The 24679-nt window shown below is 63.2% G+C and carries 22 protein-coding genes; 8 read left to right on the top strand and 14 right to left on the bottom strand.

The genetic code is table 11. The features are described from left to right. Positions 1-89: 89 nt before the first annotated feature. A complete protein-coding gene (locus ABNU97_RS03975) occupies positions 90-2726 on the bottom strand; it encodes an EAL domain-containing protein (protein WP_348765454.1) in 2637 nt (878 codons plus the stop codon). Positions 2727-3206: 480 nt separating this feature from the next. Between ABNU97_RS03975 and ABNU97_RS03970 the strand changes: the two genes are divergently transcribed. After that, a complete protein-coding gene (locus tag ABNU97_RS03970; protein ID WP_348765453.1) occupies positions 3207-3557 on the top strand; it encodes a DUF4186 domain-containing protein in 351 nt (116 codons plus the stop codon). 23 nt (positions 3558-3580) lie between these two features. Here the strand turns inward: ABNU97_RS03970 and ABNU97_RS03965 are convergent, their stop codons facing one another. Next, the gene (locus ABNU97_RS03965) at positions 3581-3802 is read right to left on the bottom strand and encodes a DUF3072 domain-containing protein (RefSeq protein WP_348765452.1); all 222 of its coding nucleotides are present in this window, start codon (positions 3800-3802) and stop codon (positions 3581-3583) included. 217 nt (positions 3803-4019) lie between these two features. On the opposite strand from ABNU97_RS03965, the gene ABNU97_RS03960 reads away from it, so the two are divergent. Further along, on the top strand, positions 4020-4547 hold the full coding sequence (locus tag ABNU97_RS03960) for a hypothetical protein (RefSeq protein WP_348765451.1): 528 nt from the start codon (positions 4020-4022) through the stop codon (positions 4545-4547). A 138-nt stretch (positions 4548-4685) separates the two neighbouring features. Here the strand turns inward: ABNU97_RS03960 and ABNU97_RS03955 are convergent, their stop codons facing one another. Continuing rightward, positions 4686-6284, bottom strand: coding sequence for an isocitrate lyase (locus ABNU97_RS03955; protein WP_348765450.1), 1599 nt, complete (start codon positions 6282-6284; stop codon positions 4686-4688). Positions 6285-6633: 349 nt separating this feature from the next. Then, entirely contained in the window at positions 6634-7719 is a 1086-nt protein-coding gene (gene ada / locus ABNU97_RS03950; RefSeq protein WP_348765449.1) for a bifunctional DNA-binding transcriptional regulator/O6-methylguanine-DNA methyltransferase Ada, read from the bottom strand. 269 nt (positions 7720-7988) lie between these two features. Here ada and ABNU97_RS03945 point away from each other — a divergent pair, with 269 nt between their 5' ends. Then, positions 7989-9827, top strand: coding sequence for a sensor domain-containing phosphodiesterase (locus ABNU97_RS03945; protein WP_348765448.1), 1839 nt, complete (start codon positions 7989-7991; stop codon positions 9825-9827). A 33-nt stretch (positions 9828-9860) separates the two neighbouring features. On the opposite strand, the gene ABNU97_RS03940 is transcribed toward ABNU97_RS03945, so the two are convergent. After that, positions 9861-10313: a hypothetical protein gene (locus ABNU97_RS03940; protein WP_348765447.1), complete on the bottom strand. Its 453-nt coding sequence runs from the start codon at positions 10311-10313 to the stop codon at positions 9861-9863. A 258-nt stretch (positions 10314-10571) separates the two neighbouring features. Then, positions 10572-11504, bottom strand: a complete 933-nt coding sequence (locus ABNU97_RS03935; RefSeq protein ID WP_348765446.1) for a ring-cleaving dioxygenase — start codon at positions 11502-11504, stop codon at positions 10572-10574. Positions 11505-11665: 161 nt separating this feature from the next. Between ABNU97_RS03935 and ABNU97_RS03930 the strand changes: the two genes are divergently transcribed. Then, positions 11666-12244 carry a DUF2452 domain-containing protein gene (locus ABNU97_RS03930; protein ID WP_348765445.1) on the top strand — a complete coding sequence of 193 codons (579 nt, stop codon included), beginning with the start codon at positions 11666-11668 and terminating at the stop codon, positions 12242-12244. Between the two features lie 86 nt (positions 12245-12330). Here ABNU97_RS03930 and ABNU97_RS03925 read toward each other — a convergent pair whose 3' ends face one another. The 3 genes from ABNU97_RS03925 to ABNU97_RS03915 all read right to left on the bottom strand — a co-directional run bounded on the left by ABNU97_RS03925 (position 12331) and on the right by ABNU97_RS03915 (position 15459). Further along, a complete protein-coding gene (locus tag ABNU97_RS03925; protein ID WP_348765444.1) occupies positions 12331-14289 on the bottom strand; it encodes a diguanylate cyclase in 1959 nt (652 codons plus the stop codon). Continuing rightward, on the bottom strand, positions 14286-14906 hold the full coding sequence (locus ABNU97_RS03920) for a hypothetical protein (protein WP_348765443.1): 621 nt from the start codon (positions 14904-14906) through the stop codon (positions 14286-14288). Before ABNU97_RS03920 ends, ABNU97_RS03925 begins: the two co-directional genes overlap by 4 nt. A 229-nt stretch (positions 14907-15135) precedes the next feature. Continuing rightward, positions 15136-15459, bottom strand: a complete 324-nt coding sequence (locus tag ABNU97_RS03915; RefSeq protein WP_348765442.1) for a hypothetical protein — start codon at positions 15457-15459, stop codon at positions 15136-15138. Positions 15460-15664: 205 nt separating this feature from the next. On the opposite strand from ABNU97_RS03915, the gene ABNU97_RS03910 reads away from it, so the two are divergent. Continuing rightward, positions 15665-15937 carry a DUF4235 domain-containing protein gene (locus tag ABNU97_RS03910; protein ID WP_348765441.1) on the top strand — a complete coding sequence of 91 codons (273 nt, stop codon included), beginning with the start codon at positions 15665-15667 and terminating at the stop codon, positions 15935-15937. A 27-nt stretch (positions 15938-15964) separates the two neighbouring features. Here the strand turns inward: ABNU97_RS03910 and ABNU97_RS03905 are convergent, their stop codons facing one another. The 4 genes from ABNU97_RS03905 to ABNU97_RS03890 all read right to left on the bottom strand — a co-directional run bounded on the left by ABNU97_RS03905 (position 15965) and on the right by ABNU97_RS03890 (position 19185). Next, the gene (locus tag ABNU97_RS03905) at positions 15965-16657 is read right to left on the bottom strand and encodes a uracil-DNA glycosylase family protein (RefSeq protein WP_348765440.1); all 693 of its coding nucleotides are present in this window, start codon (positions 16655-16657) and stop codon (positions 15965-15967) included. Between the two features lie 79 nt (positions 16658-16736). After that, the gene (locus ABNU97_RS03900; protein WP_348765439.1) at positions 16737-17468 is read right to left on the bottom strand and encodes an SURF1 family protein; all 732 of its coding nucleotides are present in this window, start codon (positions 17466-17468) and stop codon (positions 16737-16739) included. Between the two features lie 543 nt (positions 17469-18011). Further along, entirely contained in the window at positions 18012-19067 is a 1056-nt protein-coding gene (locus ABNU97_RS03895) for a 3-deoxy-7-phosphoheptulonate synthase (RefSeq protein WP_348765438.1), read from the bottom strand. Further along, positions 19042-19185, bottom strand: coding sequence for a hypothetical protein (locus ABNU97_RS03890; protein ID WP_348765437.1), 144 nt, complete (start codon positions 19183-19185; stop codon positions 19042-19044). The genes ABNU97_RS03895 and ABNU97_RS03890 overlap by 26 nt, the downstream gene beginning before the upstream one ends. Before the next feature lie 388 nt (positions 19186-19573). On the opposite strand from ABNU97_RS03890, the gene ABNU97_RS03885 reads away from it, so the two are divergent. The 3 genes from ABNU97_RS03885 to ABNU97_RS03875 all read left to right on the top strand — a co-directional run bounded on the left by ABNU97_RS03885 (position 19574) and on the right by ABNU97_RS03875 (position 22512). Then, positions 19574-20716, top strand: coding sequence for a GGDEF domain-containing protein (locus ABNU97_RS03885; RefSeq protein ID WP_348765436.1), 1143 nt, complete (start codon positions 19574-19576; stop codon positions 20714-20716). A 73-nt stretch (positions 20717-20789) separates the two neighbouring features. Then, complete coding sequence (locus ABNU97_RS03880; RefSeq protein WP_348765435.1) at positions 20790-21131, top strand: MliC family protein; 342 nt, start codon at positions 20790-20792, stop codon at positions 21129-21131. A 109-nt stretch (positions 21132-21240) separates the two neighbouring features. Then, positions 21241-22512, top strand: coding sequence for an aminotransferase class I/II-fold pyridoxal phosphate-dependent enzyme (locus tag ABNU97_RS03875; protein WP_348765434.1), 1272 nt, complete (start codon positions 21241-21243; stop codon positions 22510-22512). A 140-nt stretch (positions 22513-22652) separates the two neighbouring features. On the opposite strand, the gene ABNU97_RS03870 is transcribed toward ABNU97_RS03875, so the two are convergent. Beyond that, positions 22653-24440 (bottom strand): bifunctional diguanylate cyclase/phosphodiesterase, encoded by a 1788-nt coding sequence (locus ABNU97_RS03870; protein WP_348765433.1) that lies wholly within the window; start codon positions 24438-24440, stop codon positions 22653-22655. Positions 24441-24679 lie beyond the last annotated feature (239 nt).

The raw sequence follows: 24679 nt of genomic DNA, 5'->3' as shown, positions 1-24679 counted from the left end.
GGCAGCACGGCATCCATGCCGGCGCCGTGTGTAATCGATGGCACGACGTTACACAGGCACATGTGCAGGCGACTTAAGGCTCTCTGACCTCAGCCGCTGCGTACTCGCTTTGCGCCTTCGACGGCCGGCTGGGCCTGCATTCGCGCCGACGCCGAGGTCTGTGCGGTGGTGCTCGCACCGAGCAACTCGGCGAACAGCGTCGCCGCGGTCGGGCGGCTGAAATAAAAACCCTGCATGCTGTCGCAGGCCTCGGCCCGCAGGAACGCTTCCTGTTCTGCCGTTTCCACGCCCTCCGCAATCACGTTCAGGCTCAGGTTCTTGCCCATGGTGATGATCGCCCGGGCGATGGATTGATCGGTCCGGTTCGTGGCCAGCTCGCTCACGAATGAGCGATCGATTTTGAGCGTATCGACGGGCAATTCGCGCAGCTGGGTCAGCGACGAATAACCAGTGCCGAAATCGTCGATCGCGATCATGACCCCCAGTTTCTTCATCTCCGCCAACAGGGCGAGCGCGCTGGCGATATCCCGCATCACCGCGGTTTCGGTAATTTCCAGCTCGAGCAGGTTCGGCGCCATACCGGTGCGCTCGAGAACGGCGCGTACATGTGAAACCAGGGTCTGATCGCTGAGCTGGACCGCCGAGATGTTCACGGCGATTGGAACCGGCGGCAGGCCGGCGCGCTGCCAGGCCATGTTCTGTTCGCAGGCGGTTTCCAGTACCCATCGACCGATGGGCACGATCAGCCCAAGCTCTTCGGCCAGCGGCAGGAACTGACCCGGCATCACCGTGCCCAATTCCTCGCAGTGCCACCGCAGCAACGCCTCCACGCCGACGATCCGTCCGTCCGCCAGGCTGATCTTGGCCTGATAGGCCAGTTCGAACTGGTCTTTCTCGAGCGCACAGCGCAGGTTGTTTTCCAGGCGCATGCGAACCAGCGATCGATGCTCGAGCTCCGCGGCATAGAATTGATAGTTGTTCTTGCCTTCGTCCTTGGCACAGTACATGGCCATATCGGCCTGTTTGAGAAGGCTCGATGCGTCGCGGGCATCCTGCGGATAGATCGAGATGCCGACACTCGCGGTGACCCGGTAGTCGTGGCCGTTCAAACAGACGGGCTGCAGAATGGTATCCAGGATCGTGTCGGCGACCGCCTCGAGCGCGCCGGCGCGCTCGTCCTGCGCTATGAGCACGACGAACTCGTCGCCGCCCAGGCGTGCCACCATATTCGTCGGCGATGTACAGGCACGCAATCGTGAGGCCACGGTCTGCAACAGCTGGTCACCGGCCTCGTGGCCCAGCGAATCGTTGATGAACTTGAAACGATCCAGATCGATGAAGAGCACGGCAAAGCGATGCTCGGCGGCGATCGCCATGGTCAACGACTGGTTGAACAAGGTTCGGTTGGGCAGCCGGGTCAACGCATCATGGGTGGCCAGAAATTCGATATGTTTTTCGCTTTCCCGACGCCAGGCTTCGCGCTCGAGGTTTTCCAGCGCGAAAACCACGTTCGCGACCATGCGTTCGATCAGCCGGACGCCGTCCCGACCATAAGCACCCTTGTGCGTGGCCACAAACAACATCACGCCGATGGTCGTGCCCGCCTTGATCACCGGCACAGCCGCGGCCGATTTCAACCCCATGCGCCTGCCAAAGCGACGCCAGGGCAGAAGCCGGCCGTCGTGGACATAGTCATCGGCGACCTGGGTACGCGCACAGTGAAAACATCGCGCAACCAACCCGTCGCCCAGGCGGCTGTGCGGGTCCAGAGGTATGATCAGCTCGCGAATATCGGCCGAGATTGAACTCGCCGCGCCCACCACGCACAACGCCTGTTTCTCCGCGTCGACCCGCAGCATGGCCGCGATCACCACGTCGTCGTTGGCCACGGCCGCCTCACAGACCTGCTGATACAGGTCCTCCGGCGTATCGGCCCGCAGCAGCGCCTCGTTCGTGGCGCTGAGCGTGGCATACATCCGGCTGAGCCGATCACGTGCCTGTTCGGCCAGCTTGCGATCGGTAATATCGTGCACGATGCTCACGATCACCCAGCGCCCCTCGACAAACAGCGCACAGCGCCGGCGCTCGACGATCATGGAGCCGCCGCGGCCGAGCCGGCTGCGGTCCTCGACGGTAAGCCGCCCGACCGCGATGACGCGGTCGTATTCGGCCTCGAGCATGCCCCGGTCGACGCCCAACATCTGATCGGGGGTCGACGCCATGAACGTTTCCCGCGGGTGGCCGGTCAATTCGCAGGCAATATCGTTAACGTAGAGAAAACGCATGGTCTCGCGATCGACCACGAAGATCATGTCGTGGGAGGCATCGATGGCCGTGCGCAGCTGCTCGAGCTCGCGGTAGCCGCGATGCAGCCGCGTGACATCGCGGGCCAGGCCCTGCCAACCGCGAACGACCCCGTTTTCGTCCCGTTCGCATTGCGCTGCGATGCTCAGGTGCCGAATCGAACCGTCGGCCCGTATCCAGCTCACCGAGGCATCGGCTACGGCCTGTTCAGGCAGCGGCCAGCCGGCCCGGTCGACAACGCCGAGGCCGACCTCGGCCGGCAGACGCCCCTGCCACGCCTGTACATCGATATCTCCACGCTCGACCGCTGCGCCTTGTACCGCGACGAAGCGACCGGCCTGATCGCAACGCCAGTAAAAGTCCGACACGAGCGCTACCAGGTGCCCGAGATCAGCGGGTTGCGGGTTATTGTTATCCGTCATCGCCGCCTCTGGTCCGGATTGCGGCACGCACACACGTGGTCGCGGCTGCGAGGGGTTTGTAAACCCCGAACTATCGTCATAACGATATCGGCGCGTTCCGGATAAACTTCAACATTAGCGAATGTTATTGATTAGGCTGCGATGCGCCAACGAGCCGCGGCGCTCCCCAATCGCGATTGCCGTCAGCCGGCTAGCCGCTGCGGCCGCTGGCCTGCACTCAAGCTTGGCCCGGCACTATATGTTCGGCGCCAGACAGCCGAGCCAGTTGGCTGTTTGCTAGGGCTTCACGGCCGACCACCGCGGCGCGTATGCCTTTCGCGTACGCCCAGCATCAACCCGAAACATCATCTACTTCATGCTGCGTTGGCCGCGCGGTGCGGCTGGGCCCATGCAAGGCCAAGGCCGAGTCGATGGCGCAAACGATGCCAGGCCTGGGGCCGACGGCTCGCACACCCGTTTATTCATCCTTAACCTGTGCGCATGCGTGACTCCGACGACCTGTTCGCTCAGCTTGCCCGTTCGCGTTTTCGTAGTCGCTTCCGACTTGGCGCGCGCGAACTTGATTACCTGGAACGGCGTGGGCTCGATACCGTGCTCGACCACGCCGAAACGTTTGTTGCCGAGCGGCTGGCACCGGCCCAACCGAAAAACGATGGCCGCCAGACGCCCATGCGCAACCACCCGGTATTCGTCGCACAGCACGCCACCGCCACCTGTTGTCGCAGCTGTTTGGAAAAGTGGCACGGACTGCCGAAGAACACCGCTCTGAATGCGGCCCAGCAGTCCTATGTGGTCGGCGTGATCCGGCGCTGGCTGGAACGCCAGCGCTGATCTAACGCGCTGATTCATCGGCGCTATTCGCCGCGGTTCGCGATCGTCTGTAGTTGATCGATGCGCTCGGACGCCTGGGCCTTGGTCAGGTTGGGGTCAAAGCTTTCGTTGGCTTCCTCGCACAGCGTCTGCAGATAGGACTTCTGCGCGCCGGTCATCGCTTCGTCACCGGTCGTCCAGTTGGACGGATCCTTTTCGGTATTGCTGTGGTCCGGCTGGGCCTGTGGTTTGTTGGCATCGGTCATGGCATTTACCTGTCGATAGTAGATCGTCTTTTTACTGTACGCATATACACACAACACGGATGCAGCGGGACGCGGTCGCCACCTCACCTGACTCCGCCCCGGACTCGGCAGGCCGCTCCACCGCCGCGTCGCGTTCGACGCGCGCTTGCGCCCGGCATGCGACAGTAAACTTCCACAACCCAATACCGGACCATTCAATCACTGCATCGGAGGGACCATGCGACTAGACGACGACCTGCAGGCACTGATCGAAAAAATCGACCTCGAAGCCCCGGATGGCGACGGCTCGCGTTTTGACGCCGGCGAACGCCAGCTCATGCGGGAGGCGGTGCAGGCATCCCAGACCCGCCGTGACCACGGCGATCAGGCCAGTGCAAGCCATTTTCGCCGCGAACTCGATTTCTTCGTCGTGTGCCTGGGGTACGGTCTGGTCGCATTCGCCGTACTGGTGATGATGCGCTGGTCGGCGGCCGAGCCGCTCGGTGCACCGGGGGTGTTCGGACTCGCCTTTCTGACCGGGGTCAGCGGTGCCTTGTTCCGCCATTTCTATCTTCGTCCGAGCGCGGATAATCGCAGCCTGGTGCTGGTGGCGGCCGCCCTGGTGATGCTGATCTGCTTGGTCGCGCTCGTGGCCGCCCACGCCATCGGCGGACTGCTGGGGATTGTGCTCGGCGCCGTGTTCTTCCGGGCGCTGGTGCGTCGGCGCGGCAAACAGCCCGAACCGAGCCGGACCGCTGCGCATTGAATCGGGAGCGCGGTTCGTCTGTCTTGCCTGGGCGAAAGACGATCCATCCCAAACGCGCATAAAAAAAGCGGGGCCGAAGCCCCGCTTTTTTAGTGGACGATCGCGGGCGAGCCCGCGATGTCACGATGTAGCCGGCGTTTAGCCGAACTGGTTCATCGTGTTGTCCTTGCCACCGGCCTTCAGCGCGCTTTCACGCGAGAAGAATTCCTTGTGGTCATCGCCGATGTTGGAACCGGCCATGTCCTGATGCTTGACGGTGGCGATACCTTCGCGGATTTCCTTGCGCTGCACGCCTTCCACGTAGGCCAGCATGCCCAGATCGCCGAAGTAGCCCTTGGCGAGCTGATCGGTCGACAGCGCGGCCGTGTGATAGGTCGGCAGCGTGATCAGATGATGGAAGATACCGGCCTTGGCCGAGCCTTCCTTCTGGAAATCACGCGTCCATTCGTCGGCGACCTTACCCAGCTCGGTTTCGTCGTACTTGACGTCCATGAGGCTGTCGCGGTCGTAGGCGGACAGGTCCTTGCCTTCCTCGGCCCAGGCGTCGTAAACCTGCTGACGGAAGTTCAGCGTCCAGTTGAACGACGGACTGTTGTTGTACACCAGCTTGGCGTCCGGCACTTCCTTGCGGATGCGATCGACCATGCCGCCAATCTGCTTGACGTGCGGCTTTTCGGTTTCGATCCAGAGCAGATCGGCGCCGTTCTTGAGGCTGGCGATGCAATCCATGACCACGCGGTCTTCGCCGGTGCCCTTGCGGAACTCGAACAGGCCCGAGGCCAGGCGCTGCAGACGCACGAGCTTGCCGCCCTGCTTGATCACGACGTCGTTCGGGTTGATTTCCGAGGCGTCCTTGATCTCTTCGCCGGCGATGAAGCTGTTGTACTGGTCGCCCAGGTCGCCCGGCTCGTTGGAGACGGCGATCTGCTGGGTCAGGCCCGCGCCCAGGCTGTCGGTACGGGCGACGATGATGCCGTCGTCCACACCCAGCTCGAGGAACGCATAGCGCACGGCGTTGATCTTGGCCAGGAACTGCGAATGCGGCACGGTGACCTTGCCGTCCTGATGACCGCACTGCTTGACGTCGGAGACCTGGTTTTCGATCTGGATGGCGCAGGCGCCCGCCTCGATCATCTTCTTGGCCAGCAGGTAGGTGGCCTCTTCGTTACCGAAACCGGCATCGATATCGGCGATGATCGGAATCACGTGGGTTTCGAAGTTGTCGATCTTTTCCTGAGCCTTCTTGGCCGCGGCGTCGTCGCCGGCTTCCTTGGCCTGTTCCAGATCACGGAAATAGTGGTTGAGCTCCCAGGCGTCGGCCTGCTTGAGGAACGTGTAGAGCTCTTCGATGAGCATCGGCACGGTGGTCTTTTCGTGCATGGACTGATCCGGCAGCGGGCCGAATTCGCTACGCAGGGCCGCGACCATCCAGCCGGACAGATACAGATAGTTGCGCTTCAGGCTGCCGAAATGCTTTTTGATCGAGATCGCTTTCTGCTGCCCGATGAAACCGTGCCAGCAACCCAGCGACTGGGTGTACTTGGAGCTGTCCTTGTCGTAGGCCGCCATGTCCTCGCGCATGATCTTCGCGGTGTACTTGGCGATATCCAGGCCCGTATGGAAACGGTTCTGGGCGCGCATACGCGCAGCGTGCTCGGGATTGATGGCCGACCAGGCGCTGCCCTGGGCGTCGCGCAGCGACGCGATCGCATCAACGTCCTTCGAATACTGTGACATGTTCATTCCTCAACAATTGACGAGTAGAAGCGAGCGCAGCCGATGGTAACAACCTGAGGATCGAGCCAATCGGCCGCTGACGGAGCGCATTCTAAGGTCGTTCGCCCGATGCGAACAGTAAATGCGCTCAATATTCGCCATTCACCATATGAATATAGCGACCGCTCCGAGACCGGCCCGGCAGCCGGTTTTCCATACCTCGCGATAACCTTGCGTGGCCAGCGGCACCGACCGGATTAGCATTGCCCTGGCACGAGAACAGCCCACCAGCTCAGCGCTTCGGGCGCCGGATCGATGCTCGTCGGGCCGTTCCGTGAACCTCGGGCAAGCGAGTCCGGCGCCGCGCGGGCTAGTCGCCGTCAGAAACGCCGGCGCTACGGGCTTCGGCGTCGATTAGCCGACGCTTGCGCTCGATGCCCCAGCGGTACCCGGACAGGCCGCCGTCGCTGCGCACCACGCGATGGCAGGGAATGGCGAGCGCCAGCTTATTGGCCGCACAGGCGCCGGCGACCGCCCGTACCGCGCGCGGCGAGCCGAGTCGGGCTGCGATCTCGGCATAGCTGGTCGTCTGGCCGGGCGGAATATGCATTAACGCCTGCCATACCCGCTGCTGAAACACCGTGCCACGAATATCCAGGGGCAGCCGAGCGAGCTGGGACCCGGGCGCGGTGACGAACCCGACCACCTGCGCGACATAGCTAGCGAACATGCTGTCGTCACCAATCAGCCGCGCCTGTCCAAAGCGCGCCTCGAGTTCGCTGAGCAGCTGTTCCGGCGTATCCCCGAGGCTGATGGCACAGATACCGCGTTCACTGCCGGCCACCAGCACGGTACCCAGACAGCATTCACCCAGCGCGAAGCGGATGACCTGATCCGGCGCACCGGCGCGGAATGCCCCCGGCGTCATGCCCAGCGCTGACTGTGACTGGGCATGCAAATGCTCGGCGGACCCATAGCCGGCCGCGAGCGCGGAAGAGGTCACCGTTTCGCCGGCCGCCAGATGGGCGTGCAGACGTCGACGGCGCTCGGCGTTCGCATAGGCGGCCGGGGTAACGCCGAGCTCACGTTTGAAAAGCCGCTGAAAATGAAACGGCGTCAGGCACACCGCCGCCGCGATCTCGTCTAGGCGCGGCGGGTCCTGACGCGCCGCGATATAGCGACAGGCCTTGATCACGCGTGCGTCAACGCTGTCGCTGCCCTGCACACGATCCGGCCGACACCGCTTGCAGGGCCGAAAACCGGCCGCGAGGGCCGCTGCCGAATCCTCGAAATAGCACACGTTCTCGCGGCGCGGCGTGCGCGATCGACAGCTTGGTCGACAATAAATGCCGGTGGTACGTACGCCGTAGAGGAAAGCGCCATCGGCGGCGGCGTTGTTTGTGCTGACCGCCTGCCAGCGCCGGCTGTCCTGCATCACGCGATCATCCTGTTTCACCATACGCTCCTGGCTGGAATGAAGGTCGCACCACGGGCTACCCCGAAGCCTATCCAACAAAAGCGATCTGCGCCTGCAGATTCTTGCGGTGCGATTCGCCGCGTACGGCGGCGCCTGGCCGGCAGGAACAATCGGCGATACCCGTCTGCGCCTTAAGCTGCGTGCATCGGGGCCGATTAATGAAAGTTGAGGCCCGTGAAACGCTGCGGCAGCCCCTCTGCGAACTCTAACCGCGACTAAGCCGCTGCTTTCGCCCACATAAGTATCGAATGATCGATTCGCGCCCCCAACTCGAGCACGAAAGCGAGCGCCTTGCCGCGCTCGATCGTACGCCGTGGTTTCAGGACGCCTACGAGCCGATGTTCGGGCAGATCACCGAACTGGCGCGCCAGCTTCTGGACACGACGAGCGCCAGCGTGACCATCGTCGGCGCACGCCACCAGTGGTTCAAATCGTCCACGCGCAACGCCGACTATCGCGTCGAACGCGAGCATTCGTTCTGTTCGTATACCATCGCCAGCGACGAGGCGTTTGTAGTCCACGATACGCTTAAGGATCCGCGTTTCGCCCACAACCCGTACGTTATCGGGTCGCCGTTCATCCGTTTCTATGCGGGCATACCGCTGACGTTCGAGGGCTACAACGTGGGCGCGCTTTGCGTGCTGGATAGCGCGCCACGACCGGATATCGGCGAACGCGAAATCAATCTGCTGCGGCAACTAGCCACGTTTCTGGAGCGCTGTCTGCCGGCGGCGAGCGACCCGAGCTATCGCGATCCCAGCACCGGCATCTTCACGCGCCAGCGCATGCTGAGCGTGCTTGAACAGGAACTGGCCAAACCGCCGGCCGAAGGCAACCTGCAGATGCGCCTGATCGGTATCGCGGATATCACCGTGCCCAAGCAGATGCACGAACTGACGCTGGTCATGGGCCACGACCAGACCGAACGTTTCATCGTCGAATGCGTCGACCGCCTATCCAACAAGATCGGCGCGCATCGCGAACTCTATCGTATCGGCCTGTATCGATTCGGTTTCTTGATGAAGGAGCAGCTCGGTATGGGCGTTCAGCGCCGGCTCGATGCGCTCGTTGCGGCGCTGCGTGAGCCCTTCGATTCGCGTGTGGGGTTGCTGCTTCGGCCCAGCGTGAAGCTCGGCGTCACGATGCTGCGCGAACACGACAGCGCCGGCGCGGAAGAACTGCTGCGCCAGGCCTCGGTGGCCGCCGACGATGCCTGGCAGCACTGTCGTTGCTGGACGTTCTACAAACCCGACAGCGACGTGTTGCGCCAGCGCAAGCTCCAGCTGCTCACCGAGCTGCCGGCCGCGCTGGCGTCGCAGGAACAGCTGTATCTGGTGTATCAGCCCCAGATCGACCTGCGCACCCGCAGCTGTGTCGGTGTCGAAGCACTGCTACGCTGGCAACATCCGACGCTTGGCTTTGTGTCCCCGGTGGAACTCGTCGAAGCGGCCGAAAAGACCGCGCTCATTCAGCGCTTGACCGACTGGGTGCTCGACGCGGCCATGTCTCAATGCGCGCGCTGGCGCAACATGGGCCTTGATCTGCGCGTAGCCGTTAATCTGTCGGCTCACGATCTGGCCGACGACCATATCGTGGAACGAGTCGCGCAGCGTCTACGACGTCACGACTTGCCGGGCGAAAACCTGGAGTTGGAATTCACCGAAAGTACGCTCATCGACGATCTCGATGCCAGCCTGCCCAAATTGCGGCATCTGCATATGCTCGGTGTATCCACGGCAATCGACGACTTCGGAACCGGCTACTGCAACCTGTCGTATCTGCAAAAGCTCAACGCCAGCCGGGTGAAGATCGACCGCCGTTTCGTACAGAACCTCGAATTCGACACGCGCGGGCAGACGCTCACGCGTGCGATCGTCAATCTCGCCCACGATCTGGGCTACGAGCTGGTTGCCGAGGGGATCGAAAACCGGACCACCCTGGCGATGATGTCGCAATGGGGCTGCGAGCAGGCCCAGGGCTTTCTGTTCAGCCGCCCGCTTGCCCCGGACGACCTCGCCACCTGGATTGCCGATAACGGCGTCCAGCAGGTGCTTGCACGCCAGGTCGCCGATCACTGCGGCGAATAGCGCCGCGGCATCGCGGCCGATCAATCCTCGGCTTCAATCCGCCAGCGCCTCGCGACGGTGTTTCTCGACGATGCGGGCCAGCGCCGGCACCGCCGATCGCACCTCCGTGATCGCGCGGGCACGCATGCGCGCATAGGCCGAGCGTATCGGCCGGCTCCCGATACGTTCGGCCCGGCGATCGGCCACCTGCAGTACGGCTTCGGCCACGCGCTCATCGCGCGCCGCCAGATAGGCGCCAAAATCACTGCCGTCGGTGGCCTTGAACTCGGCATGGCAAGGCTCGAGCTCGGCGAGGAACTGCGGCATGAGCTCGCGCACCGTGCGCTGCACGATCTCGGGCTTGATCTTTTTAACCATGCGCACCGCCGTGCGTACGGTCATCCCCTTGCGATCGATTTCGGTTTCGACGAGCCGCTGGCCGTCGGCCACCAGGCCATCAAAATACGGCTGTGCGAGCAGCATATCCGCGAGTGTGGGGTCGCTCATACGGGCATCCGTGGAAAAATATAGGGCAAATATCGCGCACTTTAGTCAATGCATGACCGCCGGGCCAGCGCGGCCTGTCGTGCGACTATTCGAACCGACCGTGCAACACGTGCGGCGGCCGCGCGGGTTGCGCCCAAAGCCCGGCCATGCGGCGTTGCGCGGCTTGGCTCTGGAATAACCAGAGCCGGCGCCACGCGCGTTGTCCGGCACGATTTTGCGCAGCAACGCGGCGGTTGGCATTAGCGTTAACAGAAGACCCTAGAAATCCAGCAAGGCTTTTTCGATGAGCTCGCGGCGCGGCTCGTACTGCGGCGGAAGCTTAAGCGAGCTGCCGAGCTCATGCGCCGGCTCGTCCACGGTGAATCCCGGCCCGTCGGTGGCAATCTCGAACAACACGCCGCCGGGCTCGCGAAAATAGACCGACTGAAAGTACTGCCGATCGATCTGGGGCGTTGCATGCAGGCCGTGGCCGGCGAGCCGTTCGCGCAGCTCGAGCTGGTGCGCGGTATCGCGGGCACGAAACGCCACATGATGAATACTGCCCACGCCCTCACGCGCCGAGGCAAACGCGGGGTCGATATGTAGATCCACCACCGAACCGAGCCCGTCGCCGGCCTCGGCCCGCAGGCGCAGGCGATCGCCTTCATGCGCTACGCGCTGAAAACCCAGGACCTGTTCGAGCACGGCCGCGCTCGGTTCGAGCTCCGCGAGCGCGAGCGTAACCCCGTGAAAGCCGCGAATGGCGTATTCGTCTGCAACCGGCGCGCCGGCCCACGCCGGCATGCGAGCCGCCCAGTCGCAGGCCACCAGAGCCAGCCTGTTGCCGTGCGGGCCCTCGAAGCAGAGCGCCTGTTCGCCAAAGCGGCGTTCGCGACGCGTCTGGATACCGTGATCGGCCAGCCGCGTCTGCCAGAAATCCATCGCATGGGCCGGCACGGCGAAGGCAATCTCGAGCGCCGCGCCCAGGCCGGGCTGGCCTCGGGGTGCGCCGGCGAATGCAAAAAAGGTCAGCGCGCTTCCGGGGCGGCCCAGCTCGTCGCCGTAGTACAGATGATAAGTGCCCGGGTCGTCGAAATTGACCGTTTTCTTGACCAGGCGCAGCCCAAGCACGTCGACGAAGAATTGCCGGTTTTCGGCCGGATCGCCGCATATGGCGGTGATATGGTGCAAACCCTGAGTGGATGACGTCATCGCAAAACCCTCGCCGCATCGCGGCATGGCAAAGTCTGTGCGGTGGATGTACGGGCGGCGTGGTGATATTGCAACTCGCCGCGCGTCTGGGTCGTATCCCGTCAGGGTTGTTCTGTTAAGGAAGCTCTGCATAACCTGCGCTGTTACAACCGGTTCGAATCATGGCCAAGAATCCCAATCCCCAGGGCAAGGGCGGATCGCTGGTACTCCACACCCTCGATGCGCATCGTGACCTGGCCGCCACGCTGCCGGCCAAGCCGGTGGATCAGGTCAGCGCCGAGCTATTTACGTCGCTGTTCGTGCTGGAGAGCCGCTTCCGTTTCAAACCGGTCCCTGGCCAGCGCTATTTTCTCTATCGGCGCGACACATCCGGCTACTGGCTGAGTCTTACGCCGCCGCGCATGCTTGGCGAGGCGGTCGCCGGGCGTTTTATCGGCGACTGTATGCTCCAGGCCGACATGACCTGGACACTCGCGCTCAGCGAGGACGCCAGGAACGATACGGTCTTCCTGGACGAACTCGAGGCAAAGCGTCGCGACTTCGACCAGCGGCTGCGATCGGCGACGCGAATCGAGGATGTGTTACCGATCTACGAACGTGGCTTCGATTTCTACCGGCGTGCGTCCGCGTTCGCGCTGGCCTATTCGCTATCCCATTCGATGAAACGCGCCGGCATCCACGGGCTGTCCTACGATCAAGCACGCGGCCTGCTTGGCAAGCCGGAGGAGCCTAGCGGCTGAGTCGGCGGGATCGCCTCGGTCTCAACGGCGTTCGATAACGCAACGGCGACCGGCATGGGCGCGGACTCGGCCTGCGCCGGCATTGGCTAGGCCCGTCTTCGCTGGCCTGCCTTGACGAGATAAAGACCCCGGTCGGCGTACTCGACAAGCCCGGTGGCATCTTGCGCGTTGGTGGGAAATATGGCCGTGCCCATGCTCGCGGAAATATCGAGTCGATGCTCGCCGAACGTGACCGGTTCGTTGATGACCTCGACGATACGCTTTGCCTGAGCTTCGGCATCCTTATCGTGCGCCACATGCCATTCGATGATCGCGAACTCGTCGCCCCCGAGTCGGGCGACGATGTCCTCGCGGCGGGCGACCGTTTTCATGCGCTCGCCCACCTTCTTCAGCAACTCGTCGCCGGCGACGTGGCCATAGGTATCGTTGATCGGCTTGAAGCGGTCGAGATCCAGCATATGCAACGCGAACCGCTCGCCGCTGCGGCGACAGTGGCTGATGCGATCGGACATGGCCTGTTCGAACGCATAGCGGTTGGCCAGGCCGGTCAACGGATCGAGATAGGCCAGTTCCTTGTGTCGCGCGGCCTGACGGTATTCGTCCAGCGCATCGCGCAGCTCTTGGGCTATTTCCAGCGTCGCCTCGCCCCAGCGCTTGGCACGGTAACGCACGTTCTGTGCCCAGGCCTCGAAGGAACTGCGCGGGGTCAACGCCGGCGGCGGATCGGCATCGGACGAGGCCTGCTTGCCCGCCCAGGTAACCTTTTGAATCTGCTCCTTGCGTACCGCGAGCAGCTCGCATTTCGGACTGATATGCAGGTTTAGCACACCGGCCGCGTTGAAGCGCAGCGTATCGTGGTGGCGCAGCGGTTTTGGCAGTTCGTCAAAATGAGAACTGACGCCGGGTTTGGTCTGAAGCAACCAGTCGTCGAGCGCGGCCAGGCCGTCTGCGTTCGGCAGCTCGCCCTGACAGTATTCCTCGCTGCCCCAGCGCAAGCGCACGCCATCGGCTTCGAGCATGTTCTGCAACCCGGCGAGCTGGCCCACCAGCAGCTGCTTGGGCTGCTCGGCGGCCGGATCGAGCGCCCGGCTCATCACCGCCAGCCGCTCGCGCAACACCGAACGCAGCGACTCGGTTTCAAGACGGCAGATATTGGTCAGATGCAGGCAGGCCAGCCGTGCCATCTCCTCGAACGCCAGCCGTTCAACGCTGTTGAGTGCCTTGCCCGAGTAGTCGTGGCAGGTCACCAGTCCCCAGAGCTGACCTTCGACCAGCAGCGACACGCTGAAAGAACCGCGAATGCCCATGTTGCGCAGATACTGGATATGCACCGGATGTACGGCACGCAGCATGGCAAAGGTCAGATCCAGCGGCTCGTGGATATCGGCCGCGGCATAAAGCTCGACGTTGGTGCTTTCCGTGTCGGCGATAATACGCTGCCAGTTGAGCGTATACAGACGCCGCGCGTTTGCCGGAATATCGTGGGCGGGAAAGCGCAGCCCCAGAAACCCCTCCACGCCGGGCTTGCAGCACTGGTCTATGACCTCGCCGTCCCAGTCCTCGAGAAAACGATAAACCATGACGCGGTCGTAGCCGGTACAGTCGGCAATGGCCGCGGTGAGCACGCCAGCCACGTCTTTGGGCGTGTAGGCGTGCGACAGACGATTGATGAAGTCGATACGCGCCGCTTCGTCCCACCATTCGGGGTCTGCAATCGCCGCCGGCTCGAACTCCAGCACGTAATACTCGCCTCGGCGATGGGCCACGGCCGTGACCGGTGCGGCGAGTTCGATCTGGCCGATACGGTTGCGACCCGCGCTTTCAGCCAGTCTTTCGAGTTCCGGCCAGGCCGCGCCGAACACCGCCGGCGCCGAACGACCGAGCACCGCATCCGGCGTATCGCCGAGCCATTCCGCAATATTAGCCGAACAGTAGTTCACCCGGCCGGTGTCGATATGCACCGCCACGAGAGCGCCCAGCGGCTGCAACGCGCCGATCAGATGCAGATCGCCCTCTTTACAGTCGGCGACCACGGAGGGGTTCATACCGACCTCGGCAAACGTGGCTGCAACTCGCAAGCGAAAAGTTCGAAGGTCTGCCGCGCCGCGCGGGCAGCCGCCGCCGCCTCGTCACGCGAACCCAGGCAGCGCAACGCCGCGCACAAACGCCGCCACTCGGCGGGCGATACGAACGAAGTGGACCAGAAACCCGGCCGCTGCGCGACCACCACCGCCGCGGGCGAACGCGCCAACGAGGCGGCAATGACCCGATGCCCGAACTGGGCTCCGTCGATGACATATCGAACGCCAAGATAGGCTGCTACCCCATCCAACTTCGGCGCGCGGGCCGGCGTCTTCGCGGCCACATCGCACCAGCGCTCCGTTTCAAGCTCTAGCAGAGGCGAACGTAGCCGGTAAGGGGCAACGGTACAGGGGCGCCAGCACTGGCCCGCGGTCAGCTTACGGTCAACAGCCGCATAGATGCGCGTCAGCGGGCGTAGTACGGCGCAATAGTCTTCGAGCGTGCAGTCAGGCGCGACCAGGCGCGCCATGGGCGTGCCGTGCTCGACGAAAGCATGCAGGCGCTGGGTGCTTCGACGCACCAGACCGAGCGGGTCCGGGTGCACCGTATCGCAGCAATCGAGGACGCTAGGAACCTGCATGACTTGGGGTACTCTTCAGTTCCACGATCCCGCATTGGAATAACGCGCGGAGATAAAACCGGCCAGGCTGACACAGCCAACAACCGACGGTGCAGAATCATCAGGATATAATATAGCGCCGGGCGTTTAATATACGTTCTAAAATAACTGCACACGATTCAATAGGCCGCAACATTACGCCTGGAGTGGCGACGGCTACCGTATCGCCAGATAACCCGCCGTGTTCCGCCTAGCCTTGCCCGCCGGTAAGGGCACCTTGGGCGTCGTTGCTGACACGCGCAGCGGGCAGTTCGGCGTCTACCACAGTATCGGCATGCGACCAGGTCCCCACCGCCACAATCGCGCAGCCGAGTGCCAGACAGGCCAGCGAAGCGTTGCGGCCTACCCGTGTATAGCTATGGCGTTCGTTGAACCAGCGCAGGGCAAACACCGCACCGGCCACAACGCAGAGCGCCATCGGTACCCAAACCAGCGGCGACGCCAAGGCGCCGTGCAGCATCTGTTGCAGATACTCCATGTCGGCCATGACCCTTGCCCATTGTGTGTCGGTCATACGGGTTCGAATGCACTATTTGAATGACGGTGAACTTATCGGCCGAAATCGTATTGGCTTGAAAACACGCAAATCGGCCTTGTGCCGGGGCATGCCACCAAGCGCAGGCCGGCGTTGCCGAGTTCAAGACACCTCGGGCGCCGTTGTGCGATAGGATCGGGCATGGCTTTGAACCGCTGGCCCGTTTTGCCGGCATTGACGACTCATGAATCGCGAACGAACTCTCTGGCTTGCCCTCGGCGCGGGTACCGCGATTGCGGCCGGCATGCTCGCACGCCGCGGCGTGGCGGCGGCCTGGCGCCATACGCTCTCGGAAGAGCCGCCGGTCAATCTCGAGGATCAGGATCCCGGCTGGCCGCGGATTCTGGCCTGGGCCGCCCTGAGCGGCTTCTGCGTGGCCTTTGCGAGGGTCGCCGGTCGCGGCGTCGCCAGTCGTGTATGGCAACGTCGCCTGGGACAGCGGCCGCCCGGTTACTGAAGCACCGCTTGGCCGCCCGACGGCCGTTCAGCGGCGCAGATTGTCGAGGCGGGCGTCGAGTTGCTCCAGGCGCAGGCGCAACAGGTCGGGAAAGCGTTTGTACCAGGTTGCATTCAAGGGCGACGGGTGCGGCAGCGGGCGAATATCGAATAGGGCCGTGCGGCCAGTCGGGCTCGTGAGTTCGACTTCGATGGCGCTTTCGAAGCGGTCCTCGCGTGCCCAGAATGCCTCGATGCGGGCCCGCTCGTCCTTCGATTGGCCGATACCGAACCACAGAAACGCCTCGCGTCCGAGCGTAATCAAGGATCGCCCCTGCCAGGCCTCAACCAGCAAGGAAATCATGGTGGGCTGAAAAAGCCGTTTGATCTTCATCGACCAGGCTTTGTTGCCGACCGGCTTGTACGGCACCGTGTTGATCCAGAAAAAGTCGTCGCCCAGCGCCCGCGAGGTGTCGAAATCCGGCAGCGGCACGCCGTGAAGATGCTGATACACCGTCTTGCGCACCAGCTGCCCCCCGGCGCCGATGAACGGTTCGCCGTATTTGACCTCGTCGGTCCCCGGGTCGCGGCCGAAAAAGCCGATTCGTGTATCGGCATCACCCAGGCCGATGATCGGCTCCAAGGGATCCTTGTCGAAGCGCGCATAAACGGCGCGGTCGATGCCGTCGATACGCCCGGCGATATCGCGCAGGGTCTGGTGTTGTTCCCGGCTTAGGGACATGGCAGTAAACTCGAGATGCAAACGCAGCCGGCGAGCCTATCGATGCGTGCGCGCTCCGGCAACGCACACGCGGCTGCCATCAGCGGCGCCGCAGATTCACCACCACGAAGATCACGCCGGCCACCAGCGCCATGAGAAACCACTGCGAGGCATAGGCATAGTGGCCGAATGGACGCAGGCCGACCCTGTCCTTTTCGTCCGCCCAGTCGCGTACGAAGCCGTACGGCGCCTTGGGATCCAGTAACAGCAGGCCGTCGAGCACCCGCCCGTCGTCGTACTGACAACGCACATCGGCGATCTTGGGGTAGCTCAGAACCCGCGGCCAGCCGGCCTTGTCGCAGGCCTGCGCCCCGCCCCAGTTCAGCGCCGGCGCCGGCAGCGGATGCCATACACCCTCGATGCGTACGCGTTGACTCGGGGCCGACGGGTTGGGCAGGCCGGCATCGGCAGGCGAGCGTGCCACCCAGCCGCGATCGACCAGCAGCCGCGTGCCGTTGTCCAGGCGCAGCGGAGTCCATACCCGATAGCCGACCTGGGAGGCATGCACCTGATCGGCCAACAGAATCTGGCGGTCGGCCTCGAACACGCCGCTCGCGTAATACGTGCGTCCCTGTACCGGTGCCTCGTCGCCCAATGTGACGATATCCGCCGGCGCCGCCGCCTCGGCCGACGTCTGCGCGGCAAGCAATCGCGCCTTGTAGTGGGCGCGTTCGATCTGCCAGATCCCGAGCGAACAGAAAACAAGCGCGCCAACGCCGAACAGCAGCACGCCCCACCAGGGCGGCGAAAATCGATAGGGGCCGATATTCATAGCCATACAGCCTTTTGTAATGACATCAGGGCTCGCTGCCCGAGCCTGCCGGGCCGAACGCGAAGCACGACGCAGGTCATTGCCCCATCCCGTTCGGCGGCGACGAATGCGCGGCCGACGCAGCCCGGGCGACCTTGCGAACCCCTCTAGCGTACCGGGCACGCCGAGCAGCGGCATGACAACGGTTCAAGTCTTGCCGTCTCGCGGCCGTTAGCAGCGTTGCATGACCACGCTCATGCCGGGCCTGGAGTGCGCGCATGCACACGGCGCCCGTGGGTCGAGAACCTTTAAAAAAACGGCCGCGCACACAAGGCGCCGCCGTCTTAGCACGCCTCGAACGAGGCAGGATCGTCGTCATGCCGTCCCGCAGCAAACCTGTTTCATCGCCTGTGCCAGGCACGCCCATGCCGGCTCGAGGCAGCCGTCGAAGCGCCGCGCCCCCGCTGGTGCCGAATACGCCCCGCAACCTGGCCGTACGGCTGCTCGACCTGGACTACTTCTAGGCGGCGAGATACCGCGCGACGTCGAGTCGCGCGGCGTCTATCACCCGCGGGCCAACCGACGCAGCAGCGCTGCGGTGGGCGCCCAGCCCAGACAGGCATCGGTGACCGACAGGCCGTAACGCAGCGCCGGGCCTAGCGGCTGCTTGCCGGTTTCCAGATGGCTTTCAAGCATTAGCCCGGCAATCGCCTGCGAGCCCTCTCGGCGCTGGGCCAGCACCTGCTCTGCAACTTCGGGCTGGCGTAGCGCATCCTTGCCGCTGTTGGCATGGCTGCAGTCCACGATCAGGCGCGAATTGTTGCCGGCATCCCCCAGGGCACGGGCGGCGGCCTGAACGCTGGCGCCGTCGTAGTTCGGGCCCTGGCGTCCGCCGCGCAGGATCAGATGTGCATCCGGGTTGCCCGTCGTAGTCACCAGAGCGCTCTGGCCGCTGTCGTCGAGGCCGAAATGACGGTGCGGGCATGACGCCGCCTGGATCGCATCCAGGGCCGCACCGAGTTCGCCGTCGGTGCCGTTTTTGAAGCCCACCGGCATGTCCAGACCGCTGACCAGCTCGCGATGGGTCTGGGATTCGGTGGTACGAGCACCGATCGCAGCCCAGCTGAGGGTGTCTTCGAGATAGTTGGCCACTGCCGGGCTGAGTATCTCCGTGGCGATCGGCACCCCCAGTTCGGCCAGCTCGATCAGCAGCCGGCGCGACACGCGCAGCCCGGCTTCGAGGTCGTTGCTCTCGTCGAGGTGCGGGTCATGCAGCAGGCCTTTCCAGCCGACCGTGGTTCGCGGCTTTTCTACATAGGCGCGCATGACGATCAGCAGCCGATCGCCCACTTCGTCGGCCAGCGCGGCGAGCCGGCGGCCATAGTCGAGCGCGGCCTCGGGGTCATGCAGTGAACAGGGGCCGGTTATCACCAGCAGGCGATCGTCTTGGCCGCCGAGTACGGCACGAATCGCGTTGCGGTGTTGCTGAATTCGATGCGCAAGCGCGGCGGATACAGGCAGCGCCTGGCGCAGGGCCGCCGGCGTGCTCAGCCCCAGGGTGCGGCGTGCTCGGCTCGGGTTATGGCGCTCGTGATCAAGCGTGGCAGCGGTGGCGGTCATGGGTTTTTCCTTGAAATACATGCGCGTTGCGCAAGGGCATGGATTGCTCGAAATCGGGCGCGGCGTTGTAGACGCCGTCGATAAACAGCCAGTCGCGGTAGCGGATATCGGGATACATGGATGACTCCGTGATGTTCGTGAATAAAAAAGGGGCCGAACGAAAAAACCCCCGGTTGGCACGCCAACCGGGGGTTAAGAAACTCGTCGGCAGGCGTCCCGTGATCGGGCGCCTGTCCGGGACGGATCAGACGCCGTAGCGGCTAAACCAATACCCGTAAAAATACGCGCGGGCCGCGCACACTGGCGCGCCGCGGTTGATCGATAGCGTGTTGTGTTGTTCTGAACGCATCGGTACAAGGCCTCTTTAGCTATCGCAAGAGCCTACGCCCTGTTGCAGCGAAGCTCAAGCGTGGTGCCCGCACCCGCCTTTCAAGCGTTGCTCCGCACGGCCGATAGTCCCTGACAGGACATCGGCGGTCGCTTTCGGGCCGTTCAGGAAATCGGACATGGCGGCCCGCAACTTCAACACATCCGCGCATCGCAGCCAGCTGCTGGGCCGGGCGCACGGTGCGCCGCGCCAGGTCGAACGCTCGTTCTGGCGGCTGTTGTTTCGCACCTCGATCATGGCCGGCGTCACACACATTCTGTTCGTAGCGCTGTTCTACAAGCTCGACGTCGAGCCGCTGGCCATCATCAATATCGGCAGCAGCGCGTTGTATCTGCTGATATGCCTGCTGATGCTACGCCTTCGAACCCGCTTCCTGGCCCTGGGCCTGTTCGTGTTCGAATTTCAGGCCCATGCGCTAATTGCCGCGTATCTGATCGGCTGGGACTCGGGCTTTCACTATTACGCCTTGCTCACCATCCCCCTGATCACCCTGGCCTATTTCCGTGACAAACGGATGAAAGGCGTCGCCATCTTCCTCGTCATCGCGCTCATGGTCGTCACCGACGCCTTGTCGCGTGGCGCAGCGCCCGCCTACGTATTACCGCGGTCGGTCGTCGACGCCCTGCATTACGCCAACCTGATCGCCAGTCTGACCATTCTTGCGGTGATCGTGGCGTTCTACTTCGGCCTGATTACCCGTACCGAAGACAAGCTGCGCAAGCTGGCTACCACTGACCCGCTCACCCACCTGCTTAATCGCCGCAGCATGCTCGAGATCTGGAATCTCGAATGTGCCACGCAACGGCGTTCGGGTAATCCGATGTCGGTGATTCTCTGCGATATCGACCATTTCAAGCGTATCAACGACCGGTATGGACACGACGTCGGCGATCAGGTGCTGCGCGTGGTCAGCGACACGCTCGCGAGCAAGACCCGCCAGTCCGACCACGTCGCCCGCTGGGGTGGCGAGGAATTTCTGGTGCTCATGGTGGGTACGCCTATCGACAAGGCCGAGCAGCTCGCTGAACACCTGCGGCAAACCGTCAGCCACCTGGACGTGTGCATCGATCCCGAGAACGACGTGCAGTTAACGGTTACGCTCACCTTCGGCGTCACCGACATGCCGCCGCATCAACTCGATTCCCAGGAGGCTGCAATCACACGCGCGGACGTCGCCCTCTATGCCGGCAAGCACGCCGGGCGCAATTGCGTACGCTGCCAGGCCTACGACGCGCCACTCACGCGCCATAGCGCCGCATGACCGACACACGCCCGTCGATTGCCTGTTGGCCGCAAGGCCTGCCATAACACCGCCCTTTCAGCCGGAGCTCACCATGCATCGTCGCTTTATCGTTTCCTTGCTCTGTGTAACGGCCCTGGTCGGCGCCGGCTGTGCCAGCGGCCCGCAGGAACACACTGCCCGTTACGAATGCAAAAGCGAACGCCCCTTCACCGTGACCTATCGCGGCCCCGAAACGGCGATCCTGCAAATGGGCCCGCGCCTGATTGAAATGCAGGCCGCACCCAGCCCGGTCGGCCAGCGCTATGCCGGCACCGAGCTACAGCTGCTCATTCAGACTGAGGACGACGATCGCCACGCCACGCTGTTTACCCGCGGCAACGATGGCGGGCCGGGCGAAATCGTCGAGCAATGCCGCGAGACCGAACGCGACTGACCGGGGATCGCGCCGACGCAGGATCGCTCGCCCGCAATACAAGCGTACAGGGCCGAATCGTATCCCTATACTCGGAGCTGAATTCAGCCATGCCCGTCGAGACCCGCTCATGAAACCGGAAACTATTGCCCTGCACGCCGGCTATGCGCCGGACGAACAGCACGCCGTTGCCGTGCCGATTCACCAGACCACCTCCTTTGCCTTCGACAACGCCCAGCACGCGGCCGATCTGTTCGATCTCAAGGAAGCGGGCAATATCTATAGCCGGATCACCAATCCCACCTGTGGCGTGCTCGAACAGCGCGTGGCCGCACTCGAAGGCGGCGTGGGCGCGCTGGCACTGGCTTCCGGCATGGCGGCGATCACCGCGGCCATCCAGACCATCGCCGAAGCGGGAGACAATATCGTGTCGATCAGCGAACTGTATGGCGGCACCTACAACCTGTTCGCGCATACGCTGCCGCGCCAGGGTATTACCGTACGCTTTGCCGACAAGGACGATCTTGAAGCCATGGCGGGCCTGATCGACGAACGCACGAAGGCGCTTTACTGCGAATCCATCGGCAACCCGTCGGGCAACATCTCGGATATCGCGCGGCTGGCAGAAATCGCCCATGCCCACGGCATACCGCTGATGGTCGACAACACCGTCTGCTCGCCCATGCTGCTGCGCCCCATCGAACACGGTGCGGATATCGTCGTGCATTCGGCCACCAAGTATATAGGCGGTCATGGCACCACCATCGGCGGGCTGATCGTGGATTCCGGGCGTTTTCCCTGGCTCGATCACGCCAAGCGTTTTTCGCTGCTGACCGAACCGGACGTGTCGTATCACGGCATCAACTATGCCAAGGACGTTGGCGAGGCCGCGTTCATCACCCGTGCCCGCGTGGTGCCACTGCGCAACATGGGCGGCGCGATGAGCGCGATGAACGCCTGGCTTTTCCTGCAGGGTCTGGAAACCCTGGCCCTGCGCATGGAACGCGTCTGCTTCAACACCCAGCGCATCGCCGAGTACCTGGATGCGCACGCGCGGGTGGCCTGGGTCAGCTATGCCGGCCTGACCAGCCACCGCGATCATCACCTGGCCGAAAAATACATGAACGGCCAGGCCTCGGGCATTCTCAGCTTCGGGATCGTGGGCGGCTTCGACGCAGGGGTGAAGTTCTACGATGCGCTCGGGCTGTTCGCACGGCTGGTCAATATCGGCGATGCCAAGAGCTGTGCCGCCATGCCCGCAGCCACCACCCACAGCCAGCTCAACGAAGCCGAGCTCGAAAGCGCTGGCGTCACCGCCGACATGGTACGGCTGTCGGTCGGTATCGAGCATATCGACGACCTGATCGCGGATCTGGACCAGGCCCTGAAAGCGGCCACCTAGCGGGACATCGGCAGGCGGCGCGCGCGCCTGAGCGGCGTTGCCGCTCGCTTATTTGCATTCAGCAAACGGCGCTCGCGGCGTCTTGTCAGACGCGCGCAAAAGACACCGGCGCGACCGTAGATGAATAGATCAGAGGTTCCTTAGAGCAGGCTGGCGACACAGACGGTATTGCCGGTGATCTTGGCTTCCTCCTTGAGCCGGGTGATCAGCGTCATGAGCGCGTGCTCGCTGCGTGGGCCGCTGTGCTCGGCGCGCCGTACCGCGGCACAGCTGGCCGAGAGCAAGGGAAATTGCGCACGCCGACCGCTGCGATCATGACCGACGATACGCCTCGCCTTGCGGTCGGAGTCGCTGTACAGCGACTCCGCGCTTGAACGAAATTCTGCGACCACACGCATCGCCGATTCGACACCGACACCGGCCGCATCGCCGCGCAGGCCAACGAAGAAATCGTCGCCGCCGATATGGCCAATCAGGCCATCGAAGGCGGCGAATGCCTTGCCCAGCAGATCGGCAAACATGCGCAGCGCCCGGTCGCCCATGCGAAAGCCGTAGGCATCGTTGAACGCCTTGAAGTTGTCGAGATCGAAATACATCAGCGTGAGCGTGGCGGGCACGGCCAGCTGTTCGGCAATGAAACGTTCGATCGAGGGATTGCCCGGCAAACCGCTGAGCGGATTCTGATCGCGTGCGAGTTCCAGATTGCGCTCCTGCACGGCCAGCACCAGTGCCTCCGCACTGAGCACGCCGCGATAGCGGCCGTCTTCGGTGATGAGCACCCCGTCGCGGCTGGGGCTGACCGCGTACTGCTCCAGGATGATATCGATGGGCGTGTTGATATCGGCGACCGGGCAGCGACGTACGAACAGATCGAGATGATCGCCGACCTTCTTGCGTGACAGCAGATCGCGTCCGTAGGGCGAGTAGATGTATTCCTTGAGCTCGGTTTCGCGGATCACGCCGATGGCTTGCCGGTTGTCGCCGAGAAACGGAAAGAACGAGCGCTGCGGGTTGACGCGAAACGACTCGAAAATATCTTCCATGCGCATACCGACATCGATAGCCGGGGCATGATCGAGCTGGTCCGAAACGAAACGCGACTCGAGCCGCTCGCGTCTGCGATCCTTGCGGCGCATCTCGGCCACGACCTCGTAAACCTGTTGGATATGCTCGACACGCTGACTGGGTCTCTCGATGAGATACCCCTGTACCAGGTCGCAGCCGATCTCGCGGCAGGTATAGAACTCGGCTGCGGTTTCCACGCCTTCGGCTACCACGCGAATCCCCAGCGTCTTGGCCAAGCTTACGACATGCGACAGAAACACCTTCTTCTTATGGTCGCTGCCGATACCGCAGATAAAGTAGCGGTCGATCTTCACGTACTCCGGGTGCGTGTCGTATAGCAGCGCCAGCCCCGAAAAGCCCGTGCCGAAGTCGTCGAGGGCAATCTGCACGGTGCGACTGCGATAGGCCCGCAGGATCTCGTAGGCGGCCTGACCGCGGCCCATATCCTTGCGCTCGGAAACCTCGAGCACGACCGACGAGGGACGCAGCCCGCAGCGTTCGAGCATCGCCACGGTCGCGGCCGGTCGGTAGCCCGGCGCGCTGAACACGCGATTGTCGATGTTGAAGAACAGGCGCAGCTCGCGATGGTGCGGTATGCGGCTGAACTTCTCGAACGCCATCTGCTTGAGCAGCGCATCGACTTCGAGCAGCAAGCCGAGCTCGAACGCCTGGTCGAACACGCTTTCGATGCTGGCGAACCCGGCCTTAGCCCAGCCCCGCATCAGCGCTTCGACCCCATAGCAGCGTCCGCTGTTGAAGCTCGCGATCGGCTGAAAGGCGTAGTCGATATGCCGCGCGAGTACGGCAAGGAAATCATGTCCCTTTGCCTTGTCGGAAAACCTGGCCGTTACCGCCATGTCCATGTCTGCGCCCCTGTGCAATCTACCCACGGTGTATGGCTTCGCGTTCTGTGTTCGCCGGTTTTTTATCGACCGGGGCCAGTCGACGTTGATAGCGAAAACCTTTATTTCACAATAAATTCACTTAAGGAAGCGCTGCATAACCTGTCACGGTCGCGCCGGCGTGCTTTGCGCGTGATTGACAGACAAGTGAGAGCGTAGCGTGCCCAAGCCAAAAACAAGTGGCACGGTAGCGAACACTG

It is taken from the genome of uncultured Salinisphaera sp. (assembly GCF_964012375.1).
Lineage (GTDB): Bacteria > Pseudomonadota > Gammaproteobacteria > Nevskiales > Salinisphaeraceae > Salinisphaera.
The sequence above is the reverse complement of the archived record's forward strand: the minus strand, read 5'-3'. Positions and strand labels throughout refer to the sequence as shown.

Coding starts and splice junctions, on each gene's coding strand:
- ABNU97_RS03975 (WP_348765454.1), bottom strand. CDS start 2,726: ATGACGGATAACAATAACCCGCAACCCGCTGATCTCGGGCACCTGGTA.
- ABNU97_RS03970 (WP_348765453.1), top strand. CDS start 3,207: ATGCGTGACTCCGACGACCTGTTCGCTCAGCTTGCCCGTTCGCGTTTT.
- ABNU97_RS03965 (WP_348765452.1), bottom strand. CDS start 3,802: ATGACCGATGCCAACAAACCACAGGCCCAGCCGGACCACAGCAATACC.
- ABNU97_RS03960 (WP_348765451.1), top strand. CDS start 4,020: ATGCGACTAGACGACGACCTGCAGGCACTGATCGAAAAAATCGACCTC.
- ABNU97_RS03955 (WP_348765450.1), bottom strand. CDS start 6,284: ATGTCACAGTATTCGAAGGACGTTGATGCGATCGCGTCGCTGCGCGAC.
- ABNU97_RS03945 (WP_348765448.1), top strand. CDS start 7,989: ATGATCGATTCGCGCCCCCAACTCGAGCACGAAAGCGAGCGCCTTGCC.
- ABNU97_RS03940 (WP_348765447.1), bottom strand. CDS start 10,313: ATGAGCGACCCCACACTCGCGGATATGCTGCTCGCACAGCCGTATTTT.
- ABNU97_RS03935 (WP_348765446.1), bottom strand. CDS start 11,504: ATGACGTCATCCACTCAGGGTTTGCACCATATCACCGCCATATGCGGC.
- ABNU97_RS03930 (WP_348765445.1), top strand. CDS start 11,666: ATGGCCAAGAATCCCAATCCCCAGGGCAAGGGCGGATCGCTGGTACTC.
- ABNU97_RS03925 (WP_348765444.1), bottom strand. CDS start 14,289: ATGAACCCCTCCGTGGTCGCCGACTGTAAAGAGGGCGATCTGCATCTG.
- ABNU97_RS03920 (WP_348765443.1), bottom strand. CDS start 14,906: ATGCAGGTTCCTAGCGTCCTCGATTGCTGCGATACGGTGCACCCGGAC.
- ABNU97_RS03915 (WP_348765442.1), bottom strand. CDS start 15,459: ATGACCGACACACAATGGGCAAGGGTCATGGCCGACATGGAGTATCTG.
- ABNU97_RS03910 (WP_348765441.1), top strand. CDS start 15,665: ATGAATCGCGAACGAACTCTCTGGCTTGCCCTCGGCGCGGGTACCGCG.
- ABNU97_RS03905 (WP_348765440.1), bottom strand. CDS start 16,657: ATGTCCCTAAGCCGGGAACAACACCAGACCCTGCGCGATATCGCCGGG.
- ABNU97_RS03900 (WP_348765439.1), bottom strand. CDS start 17,468: ATGAATATCGGCCCCTATCGATTTTCGCCGCCCTGGTGGGGCGTGCTG.
- ABNU97_RS03895 (WP_348765438.1), bottom strand. CDS start 19,067: ATGACCGCCACCGCTGCCACGCTTGATCACGAGCGCCATAACCCGAGC.
- ABNU97_RS03890 (WP_348765437.1), bottom strand. CDS start 19,185: ATGTATCCCGATATCCGCTACCGCGACTGGCTGTTTATCGACGGCGTC.
- ABNU97_RS03885 (WP_348765436.1), top strand. CDS start 19,574: ATGGCGGCCCGCAACTTCAACACATCCGCGCATCGCAGCCAGCTGCTG.
- ABNU97_RS03880 (WP_348765435.1), top strand. CDS start 20,790: ATGCATCGTCGCTTTATCGTTTCCTTGCTCTGTGTAACGGCCCTGGTC.
- ABNU97_RS03875 (WP_348765434.1), top strand. CDS start 21,241: ATGAAACCGGAAACTATTGCCCTGCACGCCGGCTATGCGCCGGACGAA.
- ABNU97_RS03870 (WP_348765433.1), bottom strand. CDS start 24,440: ATGGACATGGCGGTAACGGCCAGGTTTTCCGACAAGGCAAAGGGACAT.